Annotated in this window: 24 protein-coding genes; 9 read left to right on the top strand and 15 right to left on the bottom strand. The window is 65.3% G+C overall.

Annotated elements, in window-relative coordinates; genetic code table 11:
- Nucleotides 1-154: 154 nt before the first annotated feature.
- Together JF290_RS15355 and mutY are read right to left on the bottom strand one after the other, a co-directional pair.
- Complete coding sequence (locus JF290_RS15355; RefSeq protein WP_199025769.1) at nucleotides 155-1,312, bottom strand: alkane 1-monooxygenase; 1,158 nt, start codon at nucleotides 1,310-1,312, stop codon at nucleotides 155-157.
- Nucleotides 1,309-2,385, bottom strand: coding sequence for an A/G-specific adenine glycosylase (gene mutY, locus JF290_RS15350; protein ID WP_199025768.1), 1,077 nt, complete (start codon nucleotides 2,383-2,385; stop codon nucleotides 1,309-1,311). Before mutY ends, JF290_RS15355 begins: the two co-directional genes overlap by 4 nt.
- 82 nt (nucleotides 2,386-2,467) lie before the next feature.
- On the opposite strand from mutY, the gene JF290_RS15345 reads away from it, so the two are divergent.
- From JF290_RS15345 to JF290_RS15335, 3 genes are read left to right on the top strand one after another with little or no spacing between them, the layout of a single operon-like run.
- Nucleotides 2,468-2,974, top strand: coding sequence for a DUF721 domain-containing protein (locus tag JF290_RS15345; protein WP_199025767.1), 507 nt, complete (start codon nucleotides 2,468-2,470; stop codon nucleotides 2,972-2,974).
- Nucleotides 2,975-2,989: 15 nt separating this feature from the next.
- Nucleotides 2,990-3,619, top strand: a complete 630-nt coding sequence (locus JF290_RS15340; protein WP_199025766.1) for a DsbA family protein — start codon at nucleotides 2,990-2,992, stop codon at nucleotides 3,617-3,619.
- On the top strand, nucleotides 3,619-4,734 hold the full coding sequence (locus JF290_RS15335) for a CaiB/BaiF CoA transferase family protein (RefSeq protein ID WP_199025765.1): 1,116 nt from the start codon (nucleotides 3,619-3,621) through the stop codon (nucleotides 4,732-4,734). Before JF290_RS15340 ends, JF290_RS15335 begins: the two co-directional genes overlap by 1 nt.
- Nucleotides 4,735-4,799: 65 nt before the next feature.
- Here JF290_RS15335 and lpxK read toward each other — a convergent pair whose 3' ends face one another.
- The 5 genes from lpxK to JF290_RS15310 all read right to left on the bottom strand — a co-directional run bounded on the left by lpxK (nucleotide 4,800) and on the right by JF290_RS15310 (nucleotide 10,924).
- Nucleotides 4,800-5,798, bottom strand: coding sequence for a tetraacyldisaccharide 4'-kinase (gene lpxK, locus JF290_RS15330; RefSeq protein WP_199025764.1), 999 nt, complete (start codon nucleotides 5,796-5,798; stop codon nucleotides 4,800-4,802).
- The gene (locus JF290_RS15325; protein ID WP_199025763.1) at nucleotides 5,785-7,026 is read right to left on the bottom strand and encodes a 3-deoxy-D-manno-octulosonic acid transferase; all 1,242 of its coding nucleotides are present in this window, start codon (nucleotides 7,024-7,026) and stop codon (nucleotides 5,785-5,787) included. Before JF290_RS15325 ends, lpxK begins: the two co-directional genes overlap by 14 nt.
- Nucleotides 7,027-7,185: 159 nt before the next feature.
- Nucleotides 7,186-7,965, bottom strand: coding sequence for a 3'(2'),5'-bisphosphate nucleotidase CysQ (locus JF290_RS15320; protein WP_199025762.1), 780 nt, complete (start codon nucleotides 7,963-7,965; stop codon nucleotides 7,186-7,188).
- On the bottom strand, nucleotides 7,952-9,298 hold the full coding sequence (locus JF290_RS15315) for a TldD/PmbA family protein (RefSeq protein WP_199025761.1): 1,347 nt from the start codon (nucleotides 9,296-9,298) through the stop codon (nucleotides 7,952-7,954). The genes JF290_RS15320 and JF290_RS15315 overlap by 14 nt, the downstream gene beginning before the upstream one ends.
- Nucleotides 9,299-9,397: 99 nt before the next feature.
- Complete coding sequence (locus JF290_RS15310) at nucleotides 9,398-10,924, bottom strand: DUF2125 domain-containing protein (protein WP_199025760.1); 1,527 nt, start codon at nucleotides 10,922-10,924, stop codon at nucleotides 9,398-9,400.
- A gap of 123 nt (nucleotides 10,925-11,047) precedes the next feature.
- Between JF290_RS15310 and JF290_RS15305 the strand changes: the two genes are divergently transcribed.
- Both JF290_RS15305 and JF290_RS15300 read left to right on the top strand, forming a co-directional pair.
- Nucleotides 11,048-11,797: an SDR family oxidoreductase gene (locus tag JF290_RS15305; RefSeq protein WP_199025759.1), complete on the top strand. Its 750-nt coding sequence runs from the start codon at nucleotides 11,048-11,050 to the stop codon at nucleotides 11,795-11,797.
- On the top strand, nucleotides 11,794-12,405 hold the full coding sequence (locus JF290_RS15300) for an enoyl-CoA hydratase/isomerase family protein (RefSeq protein WP_199025758.1): 612 nt from the start codon (nucleotides 11,794-11,796) through the stop codon (nucleotides 12,403-12,405). Before JF290_RS15305 ends, JF290_RS15300 begins: the two co-directional genes overlap by 4 nt.
- A gap of 57 nt (nucleotides 12,406-12,462) precedes the next feature.
- Here the strand turns inward: JF290_RS15300 and JF290_RS15295 are convergent, their stop codons facing one another.
- Nucleotides 12,463-12,765, bottom strand: a complete 303-nt coding sequence (locus JF290_RS15295; RefSeq protein WP_199025757.1) for an HNH endonuclease family protein — start codon at nucleotides 12,763-12,765, stop codon at nucleotides 12,463-12,465.
- 48 nt (nucleotides 12,766-12,813) lie between these two features.
- Between JF290_RS15295 and JF290_RS15290 the strand changes: the two genes are divergently transcribed.
- On the top strand, nucleotides 12,814-14,076 hold the full coding sequence (locus tag JF290_RS15290) for a TIGR03862 family flavoprotein (RefSeq protein ID WP_199025756.1): 1,263 nt from the start codon (nucleotides 12,814-12,816) through the stop codon (nucleotides 14,074-14,076).
- On the opposite strand, the gene JF290_RS15285 is transcribed toward JF290_RS15290, so the two are convergent.
- The 5 genes from JF290_RS15285 to JF290_RS15265 form a co-directional block, all read right to left on the bottom strand.
- Nucleotides 14,013-14,606, bottom strand: a complete 594-nt coding sequence (locus tag JF290_RS15285) for a glutathione S-transferase family protein (protein ID WP_199025793.1) — start codon at nucleotides 14,604-14,606, stop codon at nucleotides 14,013-14,015. The two genes, JF290_RS15290 and JF290_RS15285, sit on opposite strands and share 64 nt — an antisense overlap.
- A gap of 66 nt (nucleotides 14,607-14,672) precedes the next feature.
- On the bottom strand, nucleotides 14,673-15,701 hold the full coding sequence (holA, locus tag JF290_RS15280; protein WP_199025755.1) for a DNA polymerase III subunit delta: 1,029 nt from the start codon (nucleotides 15,699-15,701) through the stop codon (nucleotides 14,673-14,675).
- Nucleotides 15,698-16,183 (bottom strand): LPS assembly lipoprotein LptE, encoded by a 486-nt coding sequence (lptE, locus tag JF290_RS15275; RefSeq protein ID WP_199025754.1) that lies wholly within the window; start codon nucleotides 16,181-16,183, stop codon nucleotides 15,698-15,700. The genes holA and lptE overlap by 4 nt, the downstream gene beginning before the upstream one ends.
- Entirely contained in the window at nucleotides 16,170-18,785 is a 2,616-nt protein-coding gene (gene leuS, locus JF290_RS15270) for a leucine--tRNA ligase (protein ID WP_199025753.1), read from the bottom strand. Before leuS ends, lptE begins: the two co-directional genes overlap by 14 nt.
- Before the next feature lie 70 nt (nucleotides 18,786-18,855).
- Entirely contained in the window at nucleotides 18,856-19,362 is a 507-nt protein-coding gene (locus JF290_RS15265; RefSeq protein ID WP_199025752.1) for a DUF3576 domain-containing protein, read from the bottom strand.
- A 261-nt stretch (nucleotides 19,363-19,623) separates the two neighbouring features.
- Between JF290_RS15265 and JF290_RS15260 the strand changes: the two genes are divergently transcribed.
- Together JF290_RS15260 and JF290_RS15255 are read left to right on the top strand one after the other, a co-directional pair.
- On the top strand, nucleotides 19,624-20,787 hold the full coding sequence (locus JF290_RS15260; protein WP_199025751.1) for a porin: 1,164 nt from the start codon (nucleotides 19,624-19,626) through the stop codon (nucleotides 20,785-20,787).
- Between the two features lie 103 nt (nucleotides 20,788-20,890).
- On the top strand, nucleotides 20,891-21,544 hold the full coding sequence (locus JF290_RS15255) for a YggS family pyridoxal phosphate-dependent enzyme (RefSeq protein ID WP_199025792.1): 654 nt from the start codon (nucleotides 20,891-20,893) through the stop codon (nucleotides 21,542-21,544).
- Nucleotides 21,545-21,563: 19 nt separating this feature from the next.
- Here the strand turns inward: JF290_RS15255 and JF290_RS15250 are convergent, their stop codons facing one another.
- Both JF290_RS15250 and ribA read right to left on the bottom strand, forming a co-directional pair.
- Nucleotides 21,564-22,076 carry a L,D-transpeptidase family protein gene (locus JF290_RS15250; protein WP_199025750.1) on the bottom strand — a complete coding sequence of 171 codons (513 nt, stop codon included), beginning with the start codon at nucleotides 22,074-22,076 and terminating at the stop codon, nucleotides 21,564-21,566.
- Complete coding sequence (gene ribA, locus JF290_RS15245) at nucleotides 22,073-23,164, bottom strand: GTP cyclohydrolase II (protein WP_199025749.1); 1,092 nt, start codon at nucleotides 23,162-23,164, stop codon at nucleotides 22,073-22,075. Before ribA ends, JF290_RS15250 begins: the two co-directional genes overlap by 4 nt.
- Nucleotides 23,165-23,324: 160 nt before the next feature.
- Here ribA and JF290_RS15240 point away from each other — a divergent pair, with 160 nt between their 5' ends.
- Entirely contained in the window at nucleotides 23,325-24,011 is a 687-nt protein-coding gene (locus tag JF290_RS15240; RefSeq protein ID WP_199025748.1) for a response regulator transcription factor, read from the top strand.
- Nucleotides 24,012-24,112: the final 101 nt, after the last annotated feature.

Genomic DNA, 24,112 nt, shown 5'->3' with positions numbered 1-24,112 from the left:
TTCCCGTTTTGACGAAGGTTCTCAAAGACTTAAAAAACTTGACGTATGTCGCGTGCGATACAACTCGCTCCAACCCGAAGGTTTTCAACGTACGGGTCAATGCGAAGCACCCCGACGTTGACCCTGAAGCCCGCGCCGGCGACACGTGTTCGGTTCAGCGCGGCACTGGCAACGTGCGCTTGGTGTAGGGCGTCCAGTCGGTGATCTCGGGGTAATACATCGCGCGCCAGCGCCGTACCCGCGGGTTCATCACCCGCCGCCACAGCGGAGGGATCATCGCCGCGATGGTCATCACTGGATAGCCATAGGGCAGTTGCGGGGCGTCCGAGGCCGCATGAGTCTGCAATAGAGGAAAACGCCGATCGGGCTTGTAGTGATGGTCGGAATGGCGCTGCAGGTTGATCAGCAGCCAGTTGGACACCCGGTGCGCCGCGTTCCATGAATGATGCGGGCGCACATGTTCGTACTTGCCGTTGCCAAGGTGCTTGCGGGTCAAACCGTAATGCTCGACGTAGTTGACCAGTTCCAGTTGCCAGATCGCGACTCCGGCCTGCATCAGGAACAGCCCGACTCCGGCCCAGCCGCCCAACACGAAGGCCAGTGCCAGCATGCCGCCCTGCAGAATCCAGTAGCGCCAGAACGGATTGGACGCGTCGGTCCATGGCCGGTTCTTGCGCGCCAGCTTGGCCTTTTCCGCCGCGAAGGCCGACAGCAGGCTTTGCCTCAGTACCCTTGGATAGAAGCGATAGAAACTCTCGCCATAGCGCGCCGTCACCGGGTCGCGCGGGGTGCCGACATAGCGGTGATGCACCAGCAGGTGTTCGCTACGGAAATGCGAGTAGAGCACCATCGCCAGCAGCAGATCCGCCAATGCCCGTTCGAACCGGTTCTTCTGGTGCATCAGTTCGTGGCTGTAGTTGATCCCCACCGTGCCCGAAATGACCCCGACACCGAAGAACACCGCCAGCTTTTCAAGTGTCGAAAGATGTTCGGCCGGCGCGACATACCAGATCAGGGCGAAGACGGTGACGAACTGCACCGGCGACCAGAGCAGCGTGAGCAGCCGATACCAGAACAGGTCGGCTTCGGGCGTCTGGGGGTCGGCATTGGCGAGGTTCAGACCGCCGATCCAGTCGAGTGCGGAGAACAGGTACCACGTCACCAGCGGCAGCAGAAGAACAGTCCAGCCGCCCTGCGTGGCGCTGACCCAAGCCAGCGGCACCAGCAGGAAGGACATCCAGAACGGCAAAGCCGCCTGCCAACCGCCAAGGCGGGCAGTGGCGGAAATCGTGGAGTCGGTCGCGAGGCTCATGCCCGATCCTTTATCGCATCGCGCGCCAGATCAAATGCCTTTCGCATCACCGTTGGCAGGTCGCTGCGGCGGAACGCGTGTTTGTCGACGAAAAAACCGCGTTCGGGTGCGCAATCCAAGGGCAGGGGCGCGATGTGCACCGATAGCACCAGGTGGAAATGGGTGAAGGTGTGGCGCACCTCGCCGGGCAGGACGGTCCAGTCGGCGGCGACAGGCGGCGCGTCAACGGCGGCTTCGCCCCAGTCCGAGCCGGGCCAGCCCAGCATCCCGCCCAACAGTCCCTTGTCCGGACGGCGCTCCATCAGCCAGGCGCCGTCCCCCCGCTGCCCGAGGTAGATCGTGCCGTGCCGCGTTGGTTTGGGCTTCTTGGCTGTCTTCTTGGGCAATTCTGCTGCGGTGCCGGCCCGGCGCGCGGCGCAGGGATCGCGCAGGGGGCAGATGCCGCAGGCGGGAGATTTCGGCGTGCAGATCGTCGCGCCAAGATCCATCACCGCCTGAGCGTGATCGCCGGGACGCCGCCGGGGCGTCAGTGTTTCGGCGCGGGTCATCAGCTCGGGTTTGGCGGTGGGCAATGGCGTGTGGATGTCAAAGAGCCGCGCCATCACGCGCTCTACATTGCCGTCGAGCACGGTTTCCGGCTCATCGAAGGCGATAGCGGCGATCGCTGCAGCGGTATAGGGGCCGATGCCGGGCAGCGCGATCAGCCCCTCCCGCGTTTGCGGAAACGCACCGCCAAGCTCGTTCGATACCATGCGGGCACATTTCAGCAGGTTGCGAGCGCGGGCATAGTAACCCAATCCCGCCCATTCGCCCATCACCGACTCATCCGGTGCGGCGGCGAGGTCATCCACCGTGGGCCAGAGCATCGTGAACCGCTCGAAATACGCCTTCACGGCGGCCACCGTGGTTTGCTGCAGCATCACCTCGGACAGCCAGACGCGGTAGGGGTCGGGCCGCTGTCCGGCGGCGCTCTCGGCCGGACCGATGCGCCAGGGGAGGACCCTCGCGTGGCGATCGTACCAGCCCAGCAGCGCGCGCGAGAGGTCGATTTCGGTCATCTCACCGTCACGCATTCTTTATGGTCCGTTGTTCCGGTTTCGCTGGTGCCTGTTTGCATGGCAATTACAATAGCGGCGCATGGGATGGAAACCACCAATGGCGCGACGACAGACAACGACACGCGGGTTCAAGCGCACCGCAACGGTGCTGAACGACCAAATCCGACGCGCCGGTGAAAGCCGTGGCTTCGCCGTGTCGCGCTTGCTGACCCATTGGGCCGAGATCGCCGGCCCCGAGATCGCGACCATCGCGCGCCCCGTCAACGTGACCTATGGCCGGGGCGGCATGGGCGCGACGCTCACGGTGCTGACGACCGGCGCCCAGGCGCCGGTGCTCGAAATGCAGAAGGAAAAACTGCGCGAAAAGGTCAACGCGGTTTATGGCTACAATGCGATCAGCCGGGTCCGCATCACCCAGACCGCCCCGACAGGCTTTGCCGAAGGACAGGCGATGTTTGCGCCGCCCGAACCGGTCGCGCCGCCGCCGCTCGACCCGCAGAAACTGGCCCGTGCCGCCGAGGCGGCACGGCCGATCCAGAACGAGGATTTGCGTGCAGCCCTTGAACGTCTGGGCCGCAACGTTCTAAGCAAGTCGCAACACTGAGAGAGGCACAATCCAATGAACCGAAGAGACTTCCTGCTGAGCGGTGTCGCAGCCCTTGCCCTTGGCGGCCTGCTGGCAACAGGCGAACTTCAGGCGCAGGACGCCGATATCGACACCTCGGGTGTCATCGAGATGGCGCAGGGGGATCCAGACGCGCCGGTCACGATCATCGAGTATGCCTCCTACACCTGCCCGCATTGCGCGACCTTTCACAAGGGCGTCTATCAGCAGATCAAGGAAAACTACATCGACACCGGCAAGGTCCGGATGATCTACCGCGAGGTCTATTTCGACCGCTACGGACTCTGGGCGTCGATGGTCGCGCGTTGCGGCGGACCCGAGAAGTTCTTCGGCATCACCGATCTGATCTATCAATCCCAGAGCGAATGGACCAGTGCGGGTGACGCCAACGCCATCGTCGGCGAGCTGCGCAAGATCGGCAAGCTGGCAGGCCTCGAAGACGCCCAGCTCGACGCCTGTTTCCAGGACGGCGAAAAGGCGCAGACCCTCGTCGCGTGGTTCCAGGAGAATTCCGAGGCTGACAACGTGACCGGCACGCCGTCTTTCGTGGTCAACGGCAAGAAGGTCGAGAACATGTCCTATGAGGAATTCGCCGCGCTGATCGACGCAGAACTGGATAAGTGATGGCGGCTCCGCTGGCCGGACTGAAGGTCGTCGAACTCGCCCGTATCCTGGCTGGCCCCTGGGCTGGCCAGACCCTGTCGGACCTGGGCGCCGAGGTGATCAAGGTGGAATCGCCCAAGGGCGACGACACCCGTGCCTGGGGCCCGCCCTTCGTGCAGCGGGACGACGATGAATCCGCCGCCTATTTCCACTCGACCAACCGGGGCAAGGCCTCGGTCACGGTGGATTTCGCGACCCCGGAGGGGCAGGCGCGCATTCGTGAACTGGTCAAGGATGCGGATGTCTTCATCGAGAACTTCAAGGTCGGGGGTCTTGCGAAATACGGGCTGGATTACGACAGCCTGTCGGCGCTGAATCCGCGACTGATCTATTGCTCGATCACCGGGTTCGGTCAAACCGGCCCCTATGCCCATCGGGCAGGCTACGATTTCATCATCCAGGGTATGTCGGGCCTGATGTCGATCACCGGAGAACCCGACGGACAGCCGCAGAAGTCCGGCGTCGCGATCACGGATATCTTCACCGGGGTTTACGGTGTCGCCGGTATCCTTGCGGCGCTGCACCAGCGCCACACAACCGGCAAGGGCCAGCACATCGACATGGCGCTGCTGGACGTGGCGGTGTCCGTGACCGCCAACCAGGCGCTGAACTACCTGACGACCGGAGTGCCACCGCAGCGCATGGGTAATGGGCATGTGAACCTGACGCCCTACCAGGCCTTCGACTGCGCCGACGGGCATATCATCATCGCCACTGGCAACGATGCGCAATACCAGCGTCTCTGCAGGTTGCTTGGCCTTGACGACATGGTCGAGGCGCCGGATTTCGCCCGCAACAAGGACCGGTTGGCCAATCGCCGGGTGATGATCGCCCGGCTGAACGGCGCGACTGCGGGTTGGACCAAGGCGGATCTGCTGGCCGGCTGCGAGGCCGAGGGCATCCCGGCCGGGCCGATCAACGACCTTGCCGAGGTGATGGCCGACCCGCAGGTGGTGGCGCGCGGCATGCAAATCGAACTGGACGGTGTGCCGGGAATCCGCGCCCCGTTCCGGTTCTCCGATGCCGAGCTTGCGTTGCACCGTCCCGCCCCCAAGCTGGGCGAGGACAACGGCTAGCCGAACGCCACGATCAGCGGCCTCCATCGGGCAGGTAGCCCGACCACCCCTCGAGAGCGGTCACGTCATGGCCGGGGTGCGACCGCCAGCATCATTTCACGCACGCGATCTGCTTCGGCGATTTTCAGGCGAACCGGCAGGGTGATGACCTTGCTGCGGAAAGTTGCGGGCAGGCGTACCGCGTCCTTCTCGGTCGTGACCATCTGCGCGCCAAGCGCCCGCGCCTCGGTTTCCAGTCGAGCCATCAACGCGGTGGTCAGTGGCTGGTGATCGTCCAGCGCCTCGCAGCGGCGCAGATCTGCGCCGAGCGTGCGCAACGTGTCAAAGAACTTCTGCGGCTGCCCGATACCCGCGAAGGCCAACACTGGCGTGGCCGTCCAGTCCATCCCGGTTTGCAGCGGTATCATCTCTCCGGTGACATGCGGCAGCACGATCTGTTCACCCCAGGACCGGGCGAACGCCTCCTGCGCGGGCGGAGGGCCGAGCGACAGCAGCAGGTCCGCCCGCGCGAGACCGACATCGACCGGTTCGCGCAAGGGGCCCGCGGGCAGGCAACGCCCATTGCCAAAGCCGTGCGCCGCATCGACCACGACGATCGACAACTGCTTGTGCAGCGCCGGGTTCTGAAACCCGTCATCCAGAACGATGACGCTCGCGCCAGCCGCAGCGGCTGCGCGCGCACCTTCGGCGCGGTCTTCTGAGACCCAGACACGCGCGAAGGCGGCCAGAAGCAGCGGTTCGTCACCGGTCTGACCGGCACGGTGGCGCGATGGGTCGACCTCCACCGGGCCTTTCAGTTCGCCACCATAACCGCGGGTGACGACATGCGGCTCGTGCCCGGCGTCGCGCAGTTGTTCCAGCACCCAGATCACCGTCGGGGTCTTGCCGGTACCACCCGCATGCAGGTTGCCGACGCAGATCACCGGAACGCCCGGATCGACAGCGCCGGGCCGCGCCAGCCGCCGCGCCGTCGCGGCGGCATAGACCCGACCCAGGGGCGCAAGCAGACGGGCCCGCCAGTCGGGCCGGTCTGGCGGCGTGTTCCAGAAATCAGGAGCGCGCATCTTGGGCCTCTCGCAGGTCAAGAAAGTCGAGGATCAGATCGATCAGGCGGTCGGTCAAATGTGCATCCTCGGTCACAACTTCCCATCCCGCCAGCGCCATCGCGGCAGCATGGTCCGGTGCGACGAGCTGGATGACCGCGCTGCCGAGGCTCTCGCCGTCGCGCACGTTGCGCGCGGCACCTGCCGCCGCCAAACGAGCATAGGATTCCACGTGCGCGCCTACGTGGGGACCATACAGCACCGCCGACCCCAGGGCTGCGGCTTCGAGCGGGCTTCGCCCCGAGGCATCCGCGTCCAGCGACCGGCCCAGGAAGGTCAGAGGCGCGACCCGATACCAGAGGCCGAGATTGTCGAGATCGCGCGACACCACGGCCTGGGTGTTCTCCTCTATCACGTCGCCGGTATCCCAGTCGATGCTGCGCAGACCGGCCTCGGCCATCTGCTCCTTGAGCAGGTCGGCATCGCTGGCGCGATCGGTGACGGCGATGAGTAGCAGGCGATGAACAAGCCTGAGCGCAGTCCGGTGCGCGGCGAGCACGGCACCGAACTCCTCGGCGCGCAGATGCGCCGCCAGCCAGACCGGCCGACCGGCGATGTCACGTGTCACCTCGGCAAGTTCCTCGTCCGAGCAGGACGGTGGCGCGGCGCTGTTGCGCAAACGGGCCGAAACGGACAGCTTCGGTCCGAAGACTCCGATCCGGTTCAGCGTCGCCATCGCTTCCTCGCTGTTGGCAAGGATCACGTCAAAACGGTTCAGCGTGCTGCGCAGACCGTCGGGTAACCAGCTGCGCCGCCGGGCCGGGAACTCGGTTTCCGAGATGTCCAGCAGGATCAGCGGCACGCCCGCCTCCGAGGTCGCTTCGATCAGCGCCGGCATCAGGTCGCCGCCGGTCCAGAGGCAGATGTCTGGCTGCCAATGGGCGAGAAAGGCGCGCGCCGCAGCCGGGCTGTCGGCGTCAAGCGAAACGATGAGGTCGCACCCCTCCAGCGGTTCGGGCTTGGGGTCGATATGCGTCCGCGCGACGCTGATCAGCATCCGCAAGTCGGACCGCAGCGCCCGCAAGCGCAGGCCGAGGCTGCAAAGGGCCGAATATCGTGCGGTGCTCGTCGCATGGGCCCAGAGCACCTCGCCTTTCGGGCGCGGTTCGGCGCCGTCGAGGTCGTGCTGGTTGGTTTCGCGCCGTGCAAGCGTGCGAAAGGCCGACAGTCCGAGCGTGCCCCGGCTCACCGGCGGGGCCCGGGCTCCGCTGCGGAGCGGCGGTGGTGAGGACCGGCAGGGAGACGTGCAATCATGTCGGGCGTCCTGTCGTGATGGCGTCGGGCTGGCTGCAACCTACGCCATGGGGCGAAAGCGTCAAGTTGAGCGCGGGAAGGGGGACGTTGGCTGTCAGCTATCGCGCAGGGCGTCGCGGATCAGGCCGTGCACCACCGGACCGGCGGCGATCACGCCGTTGACGGTTGGGTGCGGGTTGTTGAAATGCAGCGGTGCGCCGGTCTTGTCGGTACAGGCCGCGCCGGCCTCGCGCAGGATCAGATCACCAGCGGCGATGTCCCATTCCCAGCAGGGCCTGAGCGTCAGCATCCCGTCGAACCGCCCCTCGGCCACCAATGCCATGCGATACGCCAGCGACGGGCGATGCGAGCGATTGAAATCGGGCACCTGGCCGGGGTTCCAGTGCACCGCCTCCATGTTGGGCTTGGTCGCGAGGATCTCGGCAGCGGTCAGCGTGTCGCGACGGCTCGGCGTCATGCGCGAACCATTCACGAAGGCGCCCATACCGGCGGCAGCGGTGTACATCAGGCCGCGCATCGGCAGGAACACGACCCCGGCGGTGACGACTCCGTGTTCCGCCACCGCGATCGCGTGGGCCCAGGTGCGCGAGCCGTCGGCGAAGCTGCGGGTGCCGTCGATCGGATCGACGATGAAGACGCGGTCGCGCGACAGCCGCGCGGCGCTGTCCTCGGTCTCTTCGGACAGCCAGCCGTAGTCGGGGCGCGCACCGCAGAGGGTGGTCTGGAGCAGGTCGTTCACCGCCAAATCCGCTTCTGTCACGGGACCTGCGCCACCCGGCTTGTCCCAGCGCGGCGTCGGCCCCGTGTAGCGCATCGCGATCCGGCCTGCCGCACGAGCGGCGTCGATCAGCAGATCGAGATCACGTGCCGGCAAGGGTCATTCCTTCGATCAGCAGCGAGGGCACGACCCGCGACAGGTAGGGGCGCGCGTCATTGGCCGGAACGATCCGGCGCAGCATGTCGCGAAGATTGCCCGCGATGGTGCATTCGTTCACCGGATAGGCGATCTCGCCGTTTTCGACCCAGAAGCCGGAAGCCCCACGAGAATAATCGCCGGTATTCGGGTTGATCGTGCTGCCGATCATCGACGTGATCAGAAGGCCGGTGCCCATGTCGGCGATCAACTCCGCGCGGCTGTGTTCGCCCTGTGTCAGGCTCAGGTTCCAGTTCGCCGGCGCGGGCGGAGAGGACGCGCCGCGCGCGGCATTTCCGGTGGTCTCCATGCCCAGCTTGCGGGCGCTGGCCAGGTCCAGTGTCCAGCCGGTCAGCACACCGTTCTCGACCACGGCGCGGCGTCGGGTCGGGATGCCCTCGGCGTCGAACGGGCGCGAACCCGAGACGCGTGGACGGTGCGGTTCCTCGATCAGCGACAGCGCATCGGGCAACACTGGCTGTCCTAAAGCGTCCTTCAGCCAGGACGATCCGCGCGCAATCGCAGCGCCATTCGCAGCCGACAGCAGATGGCCGATCAGCGAGGCCGCGATGCGCTCGTCAAACAGCACCGGATAGGTGCCGGTTGCCGGCTGGCGCGCATTCAACCGTTCGACCGCGCGTTCCCCGGCGGTGCGGCCGATGTCTTCTGGTGCGCGCAGGTCACCTTGGAAGGTACGGGAATCGCCGTCATAGTCGCGTTCCATCCCGCTGCCGGTGCCCGCGATGGCAACGCAGGACGTTGAGCGGCTGGTGCGTTCATAGCCGCCCGAAAACCCGTTGGTCGCGGCAAGAAACACCGCGTGTGCGCCGTAGGAGGCATGCGCCCCCTGCACCTGTGACACGCCCTTGACCGAACGTCCGGCTGCCTCGGCCGCCAACGCGTCCTGTTGCAGCGTTTCGGGAGAGGGTTCGGGCGCGGGATCGGCCAGTTCCAGCGCAGCGCTGTCCCGGTCCCGCGCCAGAAGCGCCGGGTCGGCCAGCCCGATATGGGGATCCTCGGGGGCTTCGCGGGCCATGGTCACGGCGCGCTCGGCCATCGTGGCGAGCGTTTCCGCCCGGATATCGGAAGCGGATACGATGGCCTGCCGCTTGCCCAGCAGCACCCGCAAGCCCAGATCGGTCGCCTCGGCGCGATCGGCCTGCTCCAGAGCAGCGGCGCGCACGTCGATCGACAGCGACGTGCCGCGCACGACCATCACATCCGCCGCCTCGGCACCGGCGCGTTGGGCGGCGGTCAAGAGGGCGTCGGCGATCTGGTCGAGGGACTGTGTCATGCGGGCTCTTTCCGGGATGGTGTATCGGCACCGGCAGGAGGTAGCCCTGCCGGTGTAGCTCTGCAAGGGGTGGCGCGGGTTGGCCGACGAACCGGCGGGTTAGCGGAAGCGCTGTCCGTTCGCCAGAACATGGCCCTGCTCGGTGATCTCGATCTTCGAGTTCATCGTGTCCGGCGCGGCACCGGGCTGCGCAAGCACCGCCATCATGCCGCGCGCCGTCATTGCTTCGGCTTCACCGATGAAGCCGAGGGCCAGCAGGTTGTCCAGCAGGGCATTGCCTCCGACCAGTTGCAGATCGATTGCTCCGGTAGGGCGCGGAATGCCCTCGAAAGTGGTCAGGTCGCTGTTGTCGAAGCTGAAGGCGCCGGTGCCCGAAAGGCTGGCCCCGACCAGCGAGACCAGCAGCTTGTTCAGGGTGACCTGCTCGAGCTCGACCGGGGTCTCGCCGGTTTCGTCGAGCCGCTCGGCCACCTCGGGATCGAGAAAGTCCAACAGCACGCGCGCCTTGCCGGACAGGTCCAGCGCCAGCGTTGCGGGATCGCGCGGCAGGGCGGCGGCGGGGTCGAAGATCGACCACAGCGCTTCGGACATGACGAAATCGGTCAGGGTCACGCCCAAAGCGAAATCCTGCGGCTCCTCGGATGTACCCACCGGAATCGCGATGCTGGCACCGGTCTGCGCGGCCTGCATCTCGATCGGAAAGGGCAGTTCGCCCCCCACGAAGCCGAGCGCCGTGTCGGTCTGCTTGAGGTCATAGGCAATCTGGTCGGCATCCATCCGGACGCCGACGCTGCCGCCCTGCGAGGCGCTCGTGAAGGCGAAGGCCTGTCCCTCGCCGACGCCTTCGATGCGCGACGCCCCGGATGCGTAGGTGAAACTGCCGTCCACCTCGAACCCATCCTCCAGCATCTGGTTGATGTCGTCCGGGCTCATCTGACGTGGGATGGCGCCGGTGCCGTCGAACCCGATGCGCTCCAGGCGCCCGCTGAAGGTGCCGTTGTCGTCGGACTCCGGGTCCTCAAAGGCGAAGTCGTATTCGAGGCTGTCGGCCGTCATGCTCTGCGCGTAGGCGCGTATGCTGCCCAGCGTCATCCGGGTGCTGCTGACGATGTTGGTGAGCGCAAAGGACATCTGCGCGTCCTCGGTCGCCACCGGCTTGCCATCGACGTCGAGCGAAGAGAGGTCGAGCGCGGCGGTCTCGGCGGTGTAGCTGTAGAGCAGGTTTTCCGGATCACCCGATGCGACCAGGGCGTGGCCGGTTTGTGAATAGGTGAGGACGCCGGTGACGGGTCCTTCGGAATCAGCCTCGCCGCGGAAGGTCATCGGAACACGCGCAGGCATGGTGATCGACACCGATCCGTCGCCGGTCTCGGTAAAGCTCAGCCCGTCTAGATCGATGGAAAGCGTGCCGTCGGTGTCGGGTGCCTGCATCGTGACCGACAGGTTTTCGATCGTCAGGACATCGCCCGCCATGCGTTCGTCGCCATCGACCGCATAGCCGGCGGAGGACAGGTACTCCTTCCAATCCGACCAGACATCTTGAGCGGTCAGATCGGCGCTGGCGGTCCCGCCGATGGCTGCAAATGCAAACGCGGCACCAAGGCCGCGCGTGAGTGAGGTGGTCATAATCAACCCTTCCTGGCAAACGTTCGGCGCATGGTCGTGCTTCGCCTGTCGGGCGTCAAGGGGTGGACCTGTTCAATTCACAGCATTACGACCATGCTTCAGGATGGCAGCGGAGGACAGCTGATGGACATGACAGGAAAGACCGTGCTGATCACCGGCGCGAGTCGCGGAATCGGGGCCGAAGCGGCGCGTGTTTTCGCGATGGCGGGCGCGAATGTGGGATTATTGGCGCGCAGCGCCAACAAGGTCGAGGCATTGGCGAACGATCTTGGCGTGCACGCCTTCGGCAAGGCCTGCGATGTGGCCGACTACGCACAGATGGCAGACGCGGTGCAGACCTGTATCGACCGGTTCGGCGGTCTGGACGTGCTGATCAACAATGCCGGCGTGATCGAGCCGATCTCGCACATGGCCAAGGCCGACCCGGCCGACTGGGGCAAGGCGATCGACATCAACCTCAAGGGCGTATTCCACGGGATGCGCGCGGCGCTTCCGGTGATGGCCGGCGCGGGCGGTGGAACCATCATCACGGTCAGTTCGGGCGCTGCGCATCACCCGATCGAGGCCTGGAGCCATTATTGTGCGTCCAAGGCCGGCGCGGCGATGCTGACCGCTTGCCTGCATGGTGAGACGAGGATGAAAGGTATCCGCGCAATGGGCTTATCGCCCGGTACCGTGGCGACCCAGATGCAGCGCGAGATCAAATCGAGCGGCATCAACCCGGTCAGCCAGCTGGCGTGGGAGGATCACATTCCCGCCGACTGGCCCGCGCGCGCGCTGCTGTGGATGTGTTCGCCCGATGCGGATGAGTTCGTCGGAACCGAGATCTCGCTGCGTGAGCCGGAAATCCGCACGCGGATCGGCCTCGAATGATCGAGCTCGACAAGGCGGACGGGCTCTGGACCGTCACGATCAACCGGCCCGACAAGGCCAATTCCCTGACCGGCGCGATGCTGGGCGACCTCGTCGAGATCGCCGAGAGCGCCGAGGAGGCGCGGGCGCTGATCCTGTCCGGTGCGGGCAAGGTGTTCAGTGCTGGCGCCGATCTTGACGAGGCGCGGGCGGGGCTTGCGGTATCGCCGCTCTGGGAACGGCTGTCGGGTGCGATTGCGCGGATGCCCTGCCTGACCGTCGCGGCCTTGAACGGGACGCTTGCCGGGGGTGCGATGGGCATGGCGTTGGCCTGCGATCTGCGGATCGCGGTGCCGGGTGCGAAGTTCTTCTATCCGGTGATGAAGCATGGGTTCCTGCCGCAGCCGTCCGATCCCGCCCGGCTGATGGCCCTCGTGGGACCCGCGCGGGCCAAGCTGATCCTGATGGCCGGGCAGAAACTGACGGCCGAGGAGGCGCTGGGTTTCGGCTTGATCGACCGGATCGTGCCGGTTGAGGGTCTGCGCGACGAGGCGCGCGCCCTGACGGCGGATTCGCTTGCGGCCAAGCCGGAGATCGCCAGCGGAATCGCCGCCTTTTTCAAGGCGTAAGGCATCGGGCGATCGGCTGCGGCCGGGATGCTAAGCGGGTGTCTTGGCGGCGCGTCTTCAGCGTTTCCGACGCTTGCCCGGGATCTTCGACTGGAAGTCGGTTGGGCGCTTGGCCACCCAGTCGACGAACCTCGCGAGCCTCGGATGGGCGCGCAGCGCGGCAATCGTGTGATAGTTTCGCGCCAACTCGGCCTCGGTCAGGGTGGCGTGAATCTCGCGGTGGCAGATGTGATGCAGCAGAACGGTCGGCCCGCCCTTGCCGCCTTTGAGTTTCGGGACCAGATGATGCAGGCTTTGGGGAACGCCCGGCGGGATCGGGCGCAGGCAGAGCGGGCAGATCGGAGCCGGAGCGTCGGTCATGCCTTTGGGCCGAAACAGTCGAGATCGCGCATGGAGTACGTATAGCCGATGAAAACCGAGCGGAAAGCCCCGCAAGCGTTCGTCATCGGCGGCGGACCGGCGGGATTGATGGCGGCCGAAGAGCTGGTCCGCGCGGGGTGCGCTGTGACATTGGCCGAAGCCAAACCGTCGCCGGGACGCAAGTTCCTGATGGCGGGAAAATCGGGGCTGAACCTGACCAAGGATGAGCCGCCCGAAACCTTTCTGGCCGCCTATGAAGACGCGGCGTCCTGGCTGGCCCCGATGCTGTCCGCGTTCGGTGCGGCAGAGGTGCAGGATTGGGCGCGCGACCTGGGGCAAGAGCTGTTCACTGGCAGCACCGGGCGCGTCTTTCCGACCGCGATGAAGGCGTCACCGTTGCTTCGGGCCTGGCTCGCACGGCTGGATGATCTGGGTGTCACGCGGCAGACCCGATGGCGCTGGGTCGGCTGGGACGAGGACGGCGGTCTTCGCTTTTCAACCCCAGAGGGGAATGTCACGCGGGTTGCGGACGTCACCGTGCTTGCCCTCGGTGGGGCGAGCTGGACGCGGCTCGGCTCTGACGGGGCATGGGCGGCCCTGTTGGCCGAAAGGGGCGTCGCCCTCGCCCCGTTTGCTGCCGCCAATGCCGGGATACGGATCGATTGGTCGGATCACATGGCGCCGATGCTCGGCACGCCGCTCAAGGGGATCGCGCTGATGGCTGGGGCATCGCGGTCGCGCGGCGAGGCGGTGATATCGGCCCGAGGGCTGGAGGGCGGCGGGGTCTATGCGATCAGCAAGGCGGTGCGGCAGGGGGCGGAGTTGTCCATCGACTTGTTGCCAGATCTTGCCCCCGAAGAGCTCTTGCGCCGGCTGTCGCGGCCGCGCGGGAAGGCGAGTTGGTCGAACCACCTGCGCCGGCAGTTGCGCCTTTCTCCGGCGCAAATGGCGTTGCTGCAGGAGTTCGGACGGCCCCTGCCCTCGGACCCGATCCCGCTTGCGGCAATGATCAAGGCACTGCCGATCCGCCACAACGGATTGCGCCCGATCGACGAGGCGATTTCGACCGCGGGTGGTGTCCGGCAGGAGGCCCTGGACGACGGTCTGATGTTGCGCACGATGCCGGGTGTCTACTGCGCGGGCGAGTTGCTCGACTGGGAGGCACCGACCGGCGGTTATCTTTTGACCGCCTGTTTCGCCACGGGGCGGTGGGCGGGGCAGGCTGCAGCCCGCCGCGCCCTGTCGGATCAGTCTCCGTCGAGCGCCCGTACGCGTTTGAACGCGTCGCGCGCACGCATCGACTTGGCGTAATCCGACAGTTTCTCGTTCTCGACGGGGAATTTCGCGCCAATCGCCCAGTTCAGGCAATGAGTGGCGATGATATCGGCGATCGTCATCTGTTCGCCCTGCAGAAACGGGCCCACCATGCGATCGGCCAGACGGTCGAGATTGCGTGCGAATTCCCACATCAAGCTGGGCTTCACCGCGGGAACGCGCTGTTCCTCGGGCAGGATGAAGCCGTGCCGCGCCGCGGTCCAGAGGACGGCGTCAAGCTCGTCCAGCACCGCGTGGGTCAGCGCGTCCTGCTGTGCACGTGCGACACTGCCGGCGGGATAGGTGAACTTGCCGTGCTTGTCGGCGAGATAGGTCATTATCGCGGTCGAATCGGGAATGATATCGTCGCCGACCTGCAGCACCGGGATCTTGCCCGACGGGTTCAGCGCGGTGACGGCATCGCTGCGTGGTCCTGCCTTGATGAACTCGTACGGTTCGCCCAACTCCTCCAGCAACCAGAGAACGCGGAACGCACGGCTGGTGACGCTGCCATAGACCTTGTACATGAAGTGCTCCTGCATGGGATGTGTCGTCGCCAAGGTGACCGTCCGGGCCGTGCCGTCAACCCCGGATCAGCGGGAATCGCGCAGGCGGGCGAGGCGAATAAGCGTGCGTTCGATCATCGCCATTGCCGGAGCGGTCTGCCCGCCCGACCGGAGGTGCAGGTCGGTATCGGTCAGCAGGGTCAGCGCCACTTGCAGCTTGTCCGCCCCCCAGGCCTGCGCCTGGCGAACCACTTGATCGCGGCGCGCGCCAAAGAGCGGGGGACGCAGCCGGCCTGCACCGGCCGCCGCGCCACCGGGATCGGAAGCAACCGCGTAGAGCGTGCGGAAGTGGCGGGTCGCGCCGATGCAGAGCGACACTGCGGTGGTGCCTTGCGACTGCAACCGGCGGATCAGCGGTCCGATCCGGCCGCTCTGGGCGTCGGCCACTGCGTTCAGGACGTCGTCGAGCGCGGCCTCGGTCGATTGCGGTGCACAGGCGGCGATATCCTCGGGCGACAGAGGCGTGGTGTCGCCGCGCTTGTACAGCGCCAGCTTTTCGAGCGTCTGAGCGAAGTCACCGGGGCCGATCGCGCTGGCCAGTTCAGTCAGCGCCGCCATGCTGTCGGACGGGATGTCCCGCATCCCGGCCTCGGCCAGAGCGCGCTCGATCTCGGCGCGACCGGGCGGGTCGTCATACAGCCCAACCGCCAGTGCATTACGATGGCTCTCGAACAACTTGCGCAGTTTCGACGTTTTCTTGAGAGCGCCTGCGGTCACGACGATCTGCGCATCCCCGGTGCGCCAATCCTCGAGCGCTCTCTGCGCCGCCTCGGCGATACCGTCGCCCGCCTCCTCGACGAAAACGGCGCGCGGGCCGGGAAAGAAGCCGACGGCCTTGACCGCATCCAGAAGCTGGGCCGGGTCGCTGCGCAACTCGGCGCCCTGCATCCGGGTCAGGCGCATTTCCTCTTCGGCAGCGGGCCCCAGAAGTGCGGCCAGCATCTGCTGGCGCTTCATCGCCACGCGCATCGCGTCAGCGCCATAGATCAGAACACCGCCGCGTTCGGGATCGGGCTTGGCGAAATAGGCCTGGGCGTCGCGGGTCGAGAGCTTCATGTTGCGAGCTTCGGATCCACGTAGAGTGCCCGCGCCACCTGGTCGGCCAGGATGACCATCAGCCGTTCCCGCGCGTTGCGTTGGGCTGCGAGCGTTTCGACCGTGTCGCCGGTTGCCGAATAGCCCGCGAAATTGTCGACCTGACCGGTGGTCAAGACGCGGTCCGAAGCGATGTCGCGCAATTCATAGTCGATCCGGCCGACGATGCTGAAGAAAGTGATGTCGCCCTCGGCGGTGATCGCCTGGCCCTGAATCGACGTCGCCAGAACCATCGATAGCCGGTAGGTCGGGTCGCCGGAGCGACCCAGCTGTTCTTCGAGCCGTCGCACCAGCAGGTAGGTGTTGATGCCGTCAGGGGCATCCACGCGGACCTTGCCATAGAGCGCGCCCGCCGTTCCGCCCGGTCCATAGACCGGCTGGAAGCCACAGGCGGCCAGCGCCAAGGGCATCAGTAGAACGGCGCGCCGGTCAAATGACGACATTGACGATTCGTCCGGGCACCACGATCACCTTCTTGGGCGTCGCTCCGTCCAGCGCCTTTTGCACGGCTGCAACGGCCAGCACCTGCTGTTCCACCTCGCTCTTGGGCATATCTTGCGGCACGCTGATTTCCGCGCGGCGCTTTCCATTGATCTGGATCGGCAGGGTGACGGTGTCGTCCTGCAGCATCGCCGGGTCGGCAACCGGCCACGTCTCGCGCACGACCAGCTCGGGACCGCCGAGGATCGCCCAGATTTCCTCCGACAAGTGCGGGGTCATCGGCGACATCAGCTGCGCCAGGGTGCGCATCGCCGTCCAGCGCGTACGCGCCGAGGCCTGCGACTTGGCGATGGTGTTCACGAAGCCATAGAGCTTGGCGATGGCGGCGTTAAAGCCGAAGCTTTCGATACCCTTGGTGACATCGTCGACCGCGCGGTGCGTGGCGCGCACCAGTTCGTCGTCCAGCGGGTTCACCCCCAGCTGGTAATCGTCCATCAGGTCCTGCAGCGTGCGGTCGATCTCGCCCAGACCTGCATCGCGCTGATCGGCCAACTCGCGCGCCATGCGCCAGACCCGGCTGAGGAACTTGTGCGCTGCCTCCGCACCCGCCGCGGTCCATTCCACGTCACGTTCGGGCGGGCTGTCGGACAGTACGAACCAACGCGCCGTATCCGCCCCGAAGGCGTCGATGATATTGACCGGGTCGACGACGTTCTTCTTGGATTTGGACATCTTGGCGGACGGGATCACCTCGACGGGTTCCCCAGTCGCGCCCAGCTTGGCACCGCTTTCTGTCCACTCGATATCCTCGGGCAGGTGGTACACCGGGCGGTCGCGTTCGTCTCGGGTGACGTAGATTTCGTGCGTCACCATACCTTGCGTGAACAAGGCGTCGAAGGGTTCGATCGCCTTTTTCGGCAGGTGGCCAGTCAGGTGCATCGCCCGCGCGAAGAACCGCGAATACAAGAGGTGCAGGATCGCGTGCTCGATGCCGCCGATGTATTGATCGACATTCATCCAGTAGTCGGCATCTTCCGCCCGTGTCGGCGTATCGGCATCGGGTGCGGTGAAGCGGGCGAAATACCAGGAGCTGTCGACGAAAGTGTCCATCGTATCGGTTTCGCGCTTCGCCTGTGCGCCGCAGGCCGGGCAGGCGCAGTCACGCCAGGTCGGGTGGTGATCGAGAGGGTTGCCCGGCTTGGCAAAGCTTGGGTCATCCGGCAGGCGCACCGGCAGGTTCTCTTTCTTCTCGGGCACGACACCGCAGGCGTCGCAATGCACCACCGGGATCGGCGCGCCCCAGAACCGCTGGCGCGACAGGCCCCAGTCGCGCAGGCGAAACTTTGTCACGCCCTTGCCCCATCCGGCCTGTTCGGCGAAGGCGATGGTGGCGTCGATGGCTTCGTCGCCCGTGGCCTTGTCGAGCCCGGCAAAATGGTCGATCCACTGCACCATTTCGGTTTTCGGCGGCACGAAGGCTTCATCCGTCACCGGCTGCGGGTCGTCCAGAGCGAGGAAGGTGTCGATCACCGGCAGGTCGTATTTGCGGCAGAAATCGAGGTCGCGCTGGTCATGCGCCGGGCAGGCAAAGATCGCGCCGGTGCCGTAGTCCATCAGGATGAAATTGGCGACCCAGACCGGCAGTTCCCAGTCGGGGTTCAGCGGATGGCGCACACGCAACCCGGTGTCGAACCCCAGCTTTTCGGCCTTCTCGATCGCCTCTTCCGATGTGCCGGTCTTGCGCACCTGGGCGTTGAAGGCCGCAAGCTCGGGATTGTCCGCTTCCAACTCCTTTGACAATGGGTGATCGGCAGAGATGCCGACGAAGGAGGCGCCCATCAGCGTGTCGGGCCGCGTCGTGTAGACCTCGATCCGCTCATGGCCCGCCGCCGGTGCGGTGAGATCAAAGCCGAATTGCAGACCGCGCGACTTGCCGATCCAGTTGGCCTGCATCAGCTTGACCTTGGCCGGCCAGTCATCCAACCCGTCCAGCGCCGCCAGAAGCTCATCGGCCATGTCGGAGATCTTGAAGAACCACTGGGTCAGTTCGCGCCGTTCCACCGGCGCGTCCGAGCGCCAGCCCTTGCCGTCGATCACCTGTTCGTTGGCCAGCACGGTCATGTCGACCGGATCCCAGTTGACCATGGCATTCTTGCGATAGATCAGCCCGGCTTCGAGCATGTCGAGGAACAGCGCCTGCTGTTGGCCGTAATACTCGGGATCGCAGGTGGCGAATTCGCGGGACCAGTCGATCGACAGACCCAGCGGCTTCATCTGGTCGCGCATCACGGCGATGTTCTGATAGGTCCAGTCGCGTGGATTGGCGCCGATGGCCATGGCGGCGTTCTCGGCCGGCATCCCGAAAGCGTCCCAGCCCATCGGGTGCAGCACGCTGTGGCCGGTGGCGATCTTGTAGCGCGCGATCACGTCTCCCATCGTGTAGTTGCGCACATGCCCCATGTGGATACGGCCGGAGGGATAGGGAAACATTTCAAGCACATAGTACTTGGGCTTGGCCGCGTCGCGCTTGGCGGTGAAGACCGATGCCTTGTCCCAGGCCTGCTGCCATTTCTGTTCGATTTCTGCGGCGGAGTATCGCGACATGAAAGCGGTCCTTTGACTGAAAACGCCGGGATGAACCCGGCGCTGTAATAGAGGGAATGGTGGCTGGGCGCTAGATGCGGCTGTCCTGCACGCGCAACTGGCGGGCCCGCGACAGGATCGCGTCCTCGACCGCGCGGGTGGTGGCCGCGCTGACCGGGCCGCCACGCGTCTGCAACGCCAGCTTGAGCGAGCGCGCATCCAGCGCCGGATCCTTGATGTGGACCGTGGCGCGATACGACCGCCCGCCACCGGGCGGGGTGCCATAGTCGGTGATGATGACGCCGGTGAAGGGATCGACCGTGGTGACCGGCAGGAAACTCAGCACCTCGAGCGAGGCGGCCCAGAGGTAGCGGTTGACGTTGACAGTCTGGTCGATCGTGCTGGGCCCGAAGATGTCCCAGATGGTCGAGCCGCCCGCGCTGGTGAAACCGGCGGTATCCCGGTTCTGGCTTTCAAAGCTCGACGCCGGCGGGCTATCGACACCCGCACCCGTGGTGGAGCGCCCGCTTCCGCAGGCGGTCAGGGCCAGGCAGGTGGCGGCGGCCAGTGTCACCCTGAGGGCCATGTGCAGCGTCATTGTCCAATCCCGAAAATGGTCTGTTTCGTTTCCTATCCAAGCATACAAGGCGGAGCAAGGCTTTAGTCCGGAAACCCGGTGCGTCGCCTCCTGCCCGGGTGACGTCGCGGGCACTGTGGCAAAGCTGCACCAATTCGGACGACTTTGCCGGCGGTTGACTTCGAACGCTTGCCAAAACGACCCCTAAAGAGCGAAACCCCTGACATACCCACGCCGGATTCCCCGGTTTGGGCGTATGTTTCGAAAACCGAGGGAAAAACTATGAAAAAGGTTCTCTTCGCAACGACTGCGCTGGTCGCTCTTGGCAGCATGGCAGCAGCAGACGTTCGCCTGAGCGGCTATGGCCGTTTCGGCTTGGACTACAACGACCTGAACTCCACCGACGTGAACGACCCCAACTACAACGGTGTGTCGGACATGACCATCACGTCGCGTCTGCGTCTGCAGGTTGACATGTCGACCGAAACCGACGGTGGTGTTGGCTTCAACGCTCGCGTTCGCATGCAGGCCGAAAGCCGTGACAACTCGCCCCAGAGCAATGGCGGCGCCGTTCTTCTCCGCGACGCAGCTGGTGACCTGGTTCTGCAGCAGAACCCGGCGAACCCCGGCGGCCCCGGCCTGCCGATCGTGACCCGTCCGAATGACAACGGCTTCAACGGCGCACGTTTCGGCGTGACCTTCGGTGGCCTGGCTGTCAACGTCGGCAACATCATCGGCGCGGTTGAAAACGCACCCGGTCTCTACACCACCGGCACTCGCTCGGCTGGCACCGGTATCGACGGCATGGGCTTCAACAGCCTCGTGCTGAAGAACGTCGGTTGGGACGCGTACAGCTCCGACGGTCAGGGCGTGAACGGCGTCGAAGCCATCTACACCGTTGGCGGCTTCACCGGTCACATCTCCTACAGCGAAGACAATGACGATCTGGCCAGCTTTGACCCGGTTGTTGGCGTTACCGTTCCCGGCGAATCCCGCCTGGGCCTGATGGCGACCTACAGCTTCGGTGACTACTATGTGACCGGTGCATATCAGGACTCCAGCGACGGCATCGTCGTCGGTGGCGATGACCTGAACGACCTGTACTTCCTGGCAGCTGGCGCTGACTTCGGCCAGTTCGGTGCAAAGATCGCTTACGGTGAAAGCACCCAGACCAAAGCCTGGTCGCTGGAAGGCAACATGGACATCGGCGCAGCCAGCAACCTGCTGATCTGGGTGACCGATGCGTCTTCCAACAAGACCGTCACCGTTGGTGGCAACCCGGTCGATCTGGGTTCGGACGGCACTTCCTGGGGCATCAACTACGAGTATGACCTGGGCGGCGGCGCAACCTTCGTTGCTGGTTATGTCGACTCCGAAAACAACCTGGCCGCAGCAAGCCGTCAGGACCAGAAGCAGTTCCAGGCTGGTGTGTACTTCAGCTTCTAAGCTGAACCACCTGACCTGAAATTCGGGCGGGCCTTTCGGGCCCGCCCTTTTCTTTTGCCGCCAACTGGTGTTCTTCTGCCCCCGGATGAAACGGGAGGCGGACATGGCGCTGGACGATATCAAGACCCGCATCGCGAAAGCCGAGGCAGAGGCCGGGCGGTCCGCCGGAGGCGTGCACCTCATCGCGGTGTCCAAGGTGCAGCCGAACGAGCGTGTCGAGGCCGTTCTGGAGCAGGGGCATCGCTGCTTCGGCGAGAACCGGGTGCAGGAAGCGGCGGGCAAATGGCCCGAGTTCCGCGAGCGGTTCGACGGCATCGAACTGCACCTGATCGGCCCGCTCCAGACAAACAAGGCGCGTCAGGCAGTGGAGTTGTGCGACGCGATCCACACGCTCGACCGCCCGAAACTGGCCAAAACCCTGGCGCGGCTGGCGCAGGAACGGGGCGCCTGTCCCGATCTTTTCATTCAGGTCAATACTGGCGAAGAGCCGCAGAAGGCGGGAGTTCTGCCAACCGACGCCGACGCTTTCGTGGCCGAGTGCCGCGCGCTGGACCTGCCGGTGCGCGGATTGATGTGCATCCCGCCGATCGAAGAGGAACCCGCGTTGCATTTCGCGCTGCTGGGCAAAATCGCCGCGCGCAACGGGCTTACGGGCCTGTCGATGGGAATGAGTGGGGATTTCGAGACCGCCATCGCGCTCGGCGCGACCCATGTGCGGGTCGGCTCGGCAATCTTCGGTGAACGGGTCACGGGCTGATCCGCCGAGACCCGGGCAATCAGGACCAGAACGGCGCGGCAGGCACGATCAGGCGGGTGCCGGGAGCGATTGCGGTCGCGATCCGTCGGATGTCTGCGCGCGCGAAGGCGATGCATCCTTCCGTGGGGGCGCCGGGCCGGCGCCACTGGTGCAGGAAGATCGCCGATCCGTGACCCGGACGGGCCGGTTCCGTGTTCCAGTCGGTCAGCAGCACGAGGTCGTAGAGCGGATCGGCACGGCGCAGGGATTCGTGGTTGTATCCGTGCGGGGCGCGAACCTGCCTGTTGTAGGCCGGATCTTCGGGATCGTCGGACCAGAGATCGCGCGGCCCGATCGCGCGCGCCCAGGGCGCGGGCCGGGGCATTCTGTCGGCTCGGTAGAGCAGGCCGGTGACCCGGTGCGTTCCGGCCGGAGTCGCGCCGTCGCCTTCGCGTTTGTGTAGAGCGATGCCGCCGCGACCGATCGTGCAGGGAAGGATTTGCCCGCGCCAGCGCAGGCCGCGGCGGGTCAGCACCAGATCCTGCGGATTCACAGGAGATGACCGGATTTTGCGGCCTTGGTGGCGAGATAGCCGGTGTTGTGCGCGGTCTCGCCGACCCGCAGCGGAACCCGTTCGGCGACGCGGATGCCGGTCTGTTCCATCATCGCGATCTTTGCGGGATTGTTGGTCAGCAGCCGGACGGCGGAAAACCCGAGTGTTTTCAGCAGGTCCGAGCCGATGCGAAAGTCGCGTTCGTCATCCTCGAAGCCCAGCCGGTGGTTCGCCTCGACCGTATCGAAACCCTGATCCTGCAGGCTGTAGGCACGCATCTTGTTGGCAAGGCCGATCCCGCGCCCTTCCTGATTGAGATAGAGCAGAACGCCCGCGCCCTCGGCTCCCATCTGGGCAAGGGCGGCGCGGAGCTGCGGGCCGCAATCGCATTTCAGGCTGCCCATCAGGTCGCCGGTGAAACAGGCGGAATGCAACCGGGCGAGGACGGGTGCCGCCCGGTTGGGCCTGCCGATCTCGATTGCGTAGTGCTCCTCGCCGCCGTCTTCGGGGCGGAAAACGTGCAGACGTCCGGCCTCCGAGACCTCCATCGGCAAGCGGGCACTGACGACCTCGTGCAGGGGGCTGTTTCGGCCAAGGATTTCGCTCACCGCGTCCTGGTCGATGGCGGTCAGGCCATTTGCGGCGACGAAGGCGGAGGGGTCGGCCAAGGGGACGGCTACGGCGGCGGGCAGAAGGTGCGCAGCCTTGACGAGCGCCAACGCGGTACGATGCAGGTCGGCCGTTCCATCGCGTTGCGTGGTCATCGGCCCCTTCATCGGTGCGCGCAAATCGTCCGCAGGGTCCGCGACCGAGCGCAGCCAGCCGGGGGTGGCATCCGATGGCATGACGATCCGCGCGAGGTCTCCGTCGTAGGCGCGGGCCTTCAGCGTCTGGGCCCGCCGCGCGGTGATCGTCACGACCGGTGTTTCGTCCAAGGCGCGCAGATCGCGCAGCCGATCCTCGGTCACCGTTTCGGCGGCACAGGTAATTATCGCGCGCTCGCCCGCGCGGATCACCACTGGCAGACCCATGCGCAGGTCTGCCCGGGCGCGGGCGATCAGTTCGGAGATATCGGGCGCGAGGCTCATGGCGGAGGGTCCTGTCAAATGTCGCCCATTACCTAAGCGCAGATCGCCGGAATGTGAAACAATTCCCCCTTGGCGGACACGACAGCGTGAACCGGTGCAGCATTTCTTGCCGCGGCGCGTGTCGGCGCACATTTCGATATCGAAAGACAGGAGGTTCGGCATGGCTCAATTGAAGAAACTGCTACTGGTGGACGATGACGAGGACCTGCGCGAGGCGCTCAGCGAGCAACTGCTGATGACCGAGGATTTCGACGTGTTCGAAGCCGGCGACGGGCAGGGCGCGATGGAGCGCGCGAAAGAGGCGCTCTACGATCTCATCATTCTGGACGTGGGCCTGCCTGACACGGACGGACGCGAGCTTTGCCGTCTGATGCGCAAGCAGGGGGTCAAGGCACCGATCCTGATGCTGACCGGCCATGACAGCGATGCCGATACGATCCTGGGTCTGGATGCCGGGGCCAATGACTATGTGACCAAGCCGTTCAAGTTCCCGGTACTTCTGGCGCGAATCCGTGCCCAACTGCGCCAGCATGAACAGTCCGAGGATGCCGTCTTTACGCTCGGGCCCTACACTTTCAAGCCGTCGATGAAGATGTTGATCACCGAGGATGACCGCAAGATCCGACTCACCGAGAAGGAAACCAACATCCTCAAGTTCCTCTACCGCTCGACCGACGGCGTGGTGGCGCGCGACGTGCTGCTGCACGAGGTTTGGGGCTACAATGCAGGTGTTACGACCCACACGCTTGAAACCCACATCTATCGCCTGCGCCAGAAGATCGAACCGGACCCGTCGAACGCGCGCTTGCTGGTGACGGAATCAGGCGGATATCGGCTGGTGGCGTAAGTCGGTCATTTACATGTTAAGTCGCACACGTTACGGTTGAAAAAGTTGATTCAGATCAAAGCGCCATTCTCGATGCGTCTTTAGACATAACTCAACCCGCG

It is taken from the genome of Sedimentitalea arenosa, from assembly GCF_016428585.1.
GTDB lineage: Bacteria > Pseudomonadota > Alphaproteobacteria > Rhodobacterales > Rhodobacteraceae > Sedimentitalea > Sedimentitalea arenosa.
Note: the sequence above shows the minus strand (reverse complement) of the source record. Positions and strands in the feature narration are given on the sequence as shown.

What these genes read in the sequence shown, in the direction of transcription:
- JF290_RS15355 (WP_199025769.1), bottom strand. Translation starts at nt 1,312, where the DNA reads ATGAGCCTCGCGACCGACTCCACGATTTCCGCCACTGCCCGCCTTGGC.
- mutY (WP_199025768.1), bottom strand. Translation starts at nt 2,385, where the DNA reads ATGCGTGACGGTGAGATGACCGAAATCGACCTCTCGCGCGCGCTGCTG.
- JF290_RS15345 (WP_199025767.1), top strand. Translation starts at nt 2,468, where the DNA reads ATGGCGCGACGACAGACAACGACACGCGGGTTCAAGCGCACCGCAACG.
- JF290_RS15340 (WP_199025766.1), top strand. Translation starts at nt 2,990, where the DNA reads ATGAACCGAAGAGACTTCCTGCTGAGCGGTGTCGCAGCCCTTGCCCTT.
- JF290_RS15335 (WP_199025765.1), top strand. Translation starts at nt 3,619, where the DNA reads ATGGCGGCTCCGCTGGCCGGACTGAAGGTCGTCGAACTCGCCCGTATC.
- lpxK (WP_199025764.1), bottom strand. Translation starts at nt 5,798, where the DNA reads ATGCGCGCTCCTGATTTCTGGAACACGCCGCCAGACCGGCCCGACTGG.
- JF290_RS15315 (WP_199025761.1), bottom strand. Translation starts at nt 9,298, where the DNA reads ATGACACAGTCCCTCGACCAGATCGCCGACGCCCTCTTGACCGCCGCC.
- JF290_RS15310 (WP_199025760.1), bottom strand. Translation starts at nt 10,924, where the DNA reads ATGACCACCTCACTCACGCGCGGCCTTGGTGCCGCGTTTGCATTTGCA.
- JF290_RS15305 (WP_199025759.1), top strand. Translation starts at nt 11,048, where the DNA reads ATGGACATGACAGGAAAGACCGTGCTGATCACCGGCGCGAGTCGCGGA.
- JF290_RS15300 (WP_199025758.1), top strand. Translation starts at nt 11,794, where the DNA reads ATGATCGAGCTCGACAAGGCGGACGGGCTCTGGACCGTCACGATCAAC.
- JF290_RS15295 (WP_199025757.1), bottom strand. Translation starts at nt 12,765, where the DNA reads ATGACCGACGCTCCGGCTCCGATCTGCCCGCTCTGCCTGCGCCCGATC.
- JF290_RS15290 (WP_199025756.1), top strand. Translation starts at nt 12,814, where the DNA reads ATGAAAACCGAGCGGAAAGCCCCGCAAGCGTTCGTCATCGGCGGCGGA.
- JF290_RS15285 (WP_199025793.1), bottom strand. Translation starts at nt 14,606, where the DNA reads ATGTACAAGGTCTATGGCAGCGTCACCAGCCGTGCGTTCCGCGTTCTC.
- holA (WP_199025755.1), bottom strand. Translation starts at nt 15,701, where the DNA reads ATGAAGCTCTCGACCCGCGACGCCCAGGCCTATTTCGCCAAGCCCGAT.
- lptE (WP_199025754.1), bottom strand. Translation starts at nt 16,183, where the DNA reads ATGTCGTCATTTGACCGGCGCGCCGTTCTACTGATGCCCTTGGCGCTG.
- leuS (WP_199025753.1), bottom strand. Translation starts at nt 18,785, where the DNA reads ATGTCGCGATACTCCGCCGCAGAAATCGAACAGAAATGGCAGCAGGCC.
- JF290_RS15265 (WP_199025752.1), bottom strand. Translation starts at nt 19,362, where the DNA reads ATGACGCTGCACATGGCCCTCAGGGTGACACTGGCCGCCGCCACCTGC.
- JF290_RS15260 (WP_199025751.1), top strand. Translation starts at nt 19,624, where the DNA reads ATGAAAAAGGTTCTCTTCGCAACGACTGCGCTGGTCGCTCTTGGCAGC.
- JF290_RS15255 (WP_199025792.1), top strand. Translation starts at nt 20,891, where the DNA reads ATGGCGCTGGACGATATCAAGACCCGCATCGCGAAAGCCGAGGCAGAG.
- ribA (WP_199025749.1), bottom strand. Translation starts at nt 23,164, where the DNA reads ATGAGCCTCGCGCCCGATATCTCCGAACTGATCGCCCGCGCCCGGGCA.
- JF290_RS15240 (WP_199025748.1), top strand. Translation starts at nt 23,325, where the DNA reads ATGGCTCAATTGAAGAAACTGCTACTGGTGGACGATGACGAGGACCTG.